General features: G+C 66.0%; 3 protein-coding genes. 2 read left to right on the plus strand and 1 reads right to left on the minus strand.

Translation table 11 applies throughout. The features are described 5' to 3' along the window. Positions 1–1624 (minus strand): DNA primase (gene dnaG / locus HMPREF3151_RS07610; protein WP_070474954.1); only part of this gene is annotated, 1624 nt, incomplete at its 3' end. Between the two features lie 34 nt (positions 1625–1658). On the opposite strand from dnaG, the gene HMPREF3151_RS07615 reads away from it, so the two are divergent. Beyond that, positions 1659–2039 (plus strand): guanyl-specific ribonuclease, encoded by a 381-nt coding sequence (locus tag HMPREF3151_RS07615; RefSeq protein WP_210383724.1) that lies wholly within the window; start codon positions 1659–1661, stop codon positions 2037–2039. Beyond that, positions 2039–2281 carry a hypothetical protein gene (locus HMPREF3151_RS07620; RefSeq protein ID WP_070474956.1) on the plus strand — a complete coding sequence of 81 codons (243 nt, stop codon included), beginning with the start codon at positions 2039–2041 and terminating at the stop codon, positions 2279–2281. The genes HMPREF3151_RS07615 and HMPREF3151_RS07620 overlap by 1 nt, the downstream gene beginning before the upstream one ends. The last annotated feature ends 379 nt before the right edge of the window (positions 2282–2660 follow it).

The following is a 2660-nucleotide window of genomic DNA, read 5'->3' on the forward strand; positions in this document are numbered from 1 at the left end:
CGGCGGCTGCGGCGGCCCCGGCGCGGGCGCAGCCGCCGGCGGCGGTGATGGCCTCGCGGACCTGGTGGTACGCGTCGTGGGTGAAGGCGTCCGGGTTGATGCCGTCGAAGTAGTTGCCGGCCGCGGCCGGGTGCTGCAGGGCAAGCTTCAACGCTTCGCGCTGGGGCCACAACACCGGGTCGTCGGGGCGCGGCGGGATGAGGATCTCGGACTGGGCGCCGGAGCTGTCCGGGCCGGCCGCGGCGGGGTCTTTCACATCCGCCTTAGGCACACGCTTCTGCTTCTTCGGCTTCTTCGCCTCGGCGCGGACCTGCTCCAGCACCTCGTCCGGGTTCGGCCAACCGACCCAGCCGGCGAGGCGGCGGGCGTACTCCTGCTGGAGCACTTTGTCGGAGATGGTGGCGACGACGGGGACGGTGCGTCGTAAGGCTTGCACGCGCCCCTCGGCGGAATCCAACGAGTAGTCCTGCAAAAGCGACTCGATGACGAACTCGTACACCGGCACGCGGCTGGCCACGAGGTCGCGCAGGGCGCCGTCGCCACGCGCGAGGCGCAGGTCGCAGGGGTCCATGCCGTCCGGGGCGACGGCGACGAAGGACTGGGCGCCGAACTCGGCGTCCGTCTCGAAGGCGCGCATCGCGGCCTTGCGGCCTGCCTCGTCGCCGTCGAAGGTGTAGATCAGCTCGCCGCGGAAGAAACTGTCGTCGAGCATGAGGCGGCGGATCAGGCTCATGTGGTCGCCGCCGAACGCGGTACCGCACGTCGCCACCGCCGTGTCCACGCCCGCGGCGTGCATGGCCATCACGTCCGTGTAGCCCTCCACCACCACCGTCTGGTGCTTCTCCGCGATGTTCTTCTTCGCCTTATCAATGCCGAAGAGCACCTTCGACTTGTGGTACAGCAGCGTGTCCTGGGTGTTGATGTACTTGCCCAGGCGGTCGTCCTCGAACAGCTTGCGGGCGCCGAAGCCGATGACGTTGCCGGCGGTGTCCTTGATCGGCCAGATCAGCCGGCCGCGGAATTTATCGATCGGCCCGCGTTTGCCCATCGAGGACAGGCCGGCGTCGATAAGCTCCTGCACCTCAAAGCCCTTGCGCAACAGGTGCTTCGTCATCGGGTCCCACGCGTGGGGCGCGTAGCCGCATTCGAAGTCGTAGATGAGCTCGCGGGAAAAACCGCGCTTGAGCAGCATCTCGCGCGCCGGGGCGGCGTCTTCCGTTTCCAGCTGCTCGCGGAAGAACTCGTGCGCCGCCTTGTTCGCCGCGAGCAGGCGTTGGCGCGTGCCGCGGTCCACCTTGCGTGCGCCCGTGGAACCGCCCTGGTAGTTGATGTGGTAGCCGATGTGGTCCGCCACCGCCTCCACCGCCTCAGGGAAGGTCAGCTGCTCCATCTCCATGAGGAAGCTGAATACATCGCCGCCCTTGCCCGTGGAAAAGCAGTGGTAGTAGCCGTGCGCGGGGCGGACGTGGAAACTCGGGGTGCGCTCGTCCTTGAACGGGCTTAAGCCCTTCAGCGAGTCGTGACCGGCAGGTTTGAGCTGCACGTACTCGCCGACGATCTCGTCGAGCGGCGCGCGCTGACGGATAGCCTCAATGTCGCTATCCGGAATTCTGCCCCTAGCCATGGCGCTCACTCTAGCGCGTGGCACGATATTGCCCATGAAGCGCCTATCCGTCCTGCTCCCGTGCCTGTTTTTGAGCAGTTGCCTATCGACGCCACCTCCGGCCGAGCCTGCGTCTTCTTCGGGGTTGCCCGCGTGCGGCTCGCTTCCCGATGAAGCCTGGGACACCGTCGACCTCATCGAAGCCGGCGGCCCCTTCCCCCACCCCGACAACGACGACCGCCGCTTCGGCAACTACGAACGCATCCTCCCCGAACAGCCGCGCGACTACTACCGCGAGTACACCGTGGACACCCCGGGCGTTTACCACCGCGGGGCGCGCCGCATCGTCACCGGCGGTGGGGCGGACGGCCACGTCGACGAGTGGTTCTACACCGCCGACCACTACGAATCCTTCTGCGAAATGGAGGTCAACTAATGCCCGCAGTGTTTGTGATGCGCCCGGTGCGCTCGATCGAGGACCTCGGCGCCGCCATCATCGCCGCTACCTACGGTGCCGCAGATTCCCGCCCGGTGCCGCGCAACCTCGACGCGCTGGCCGACCTTTTGCGCGAAACCCGCGTGACCCGTGTGGTGGTGACGGATTGGGGGATGCCGGAGGCGTCGATAGGCGGGCTGCTCGAAGTCCTCGCCGACGAAGGCGTCGAGCTCGCCCACTAGACCCCGCGGGCCAGAGTCTGGGGTAGGTATATGCGCGTTGGCCCGCGTCGCACAAAACCCAAAATCGATCGTCCTGCGGTTGCCGCAGATGGCAGTATTTTGCGCATTTCAGTGTGCAAAGCGGTGCCGAGTTCAGGTTTTGGCGAGAAACCTGAACTCGGGTGGGGTAGACAAAGGGCATGGGGAAAACATGGGAGTGGGGAAAGCTCGTTGACCAGGATGTCCAGGAGCTGCGGCAGCGATACCTCCGCGAACGAGTTCAGGTTTCTCGCAAGACTGTCTGGCGCGAGGTACCGCATCTGATTCAGGTGTCGAGGCGGAGTGCCGTCGATAGGCAATGGTTCCGGAGAGTGTCCGATTCTTTGTGTGCGGGGGTTTG

The sequence above is a fragment of the Corynebacterium sp. HMSC05H05 genome (assembly GCF_001807265.1).
GTDB lineage: Bacteria > Actinomycetota > Actinomycetes > Mycobacteriales > Mycobacteriaceae > Corynebacterium.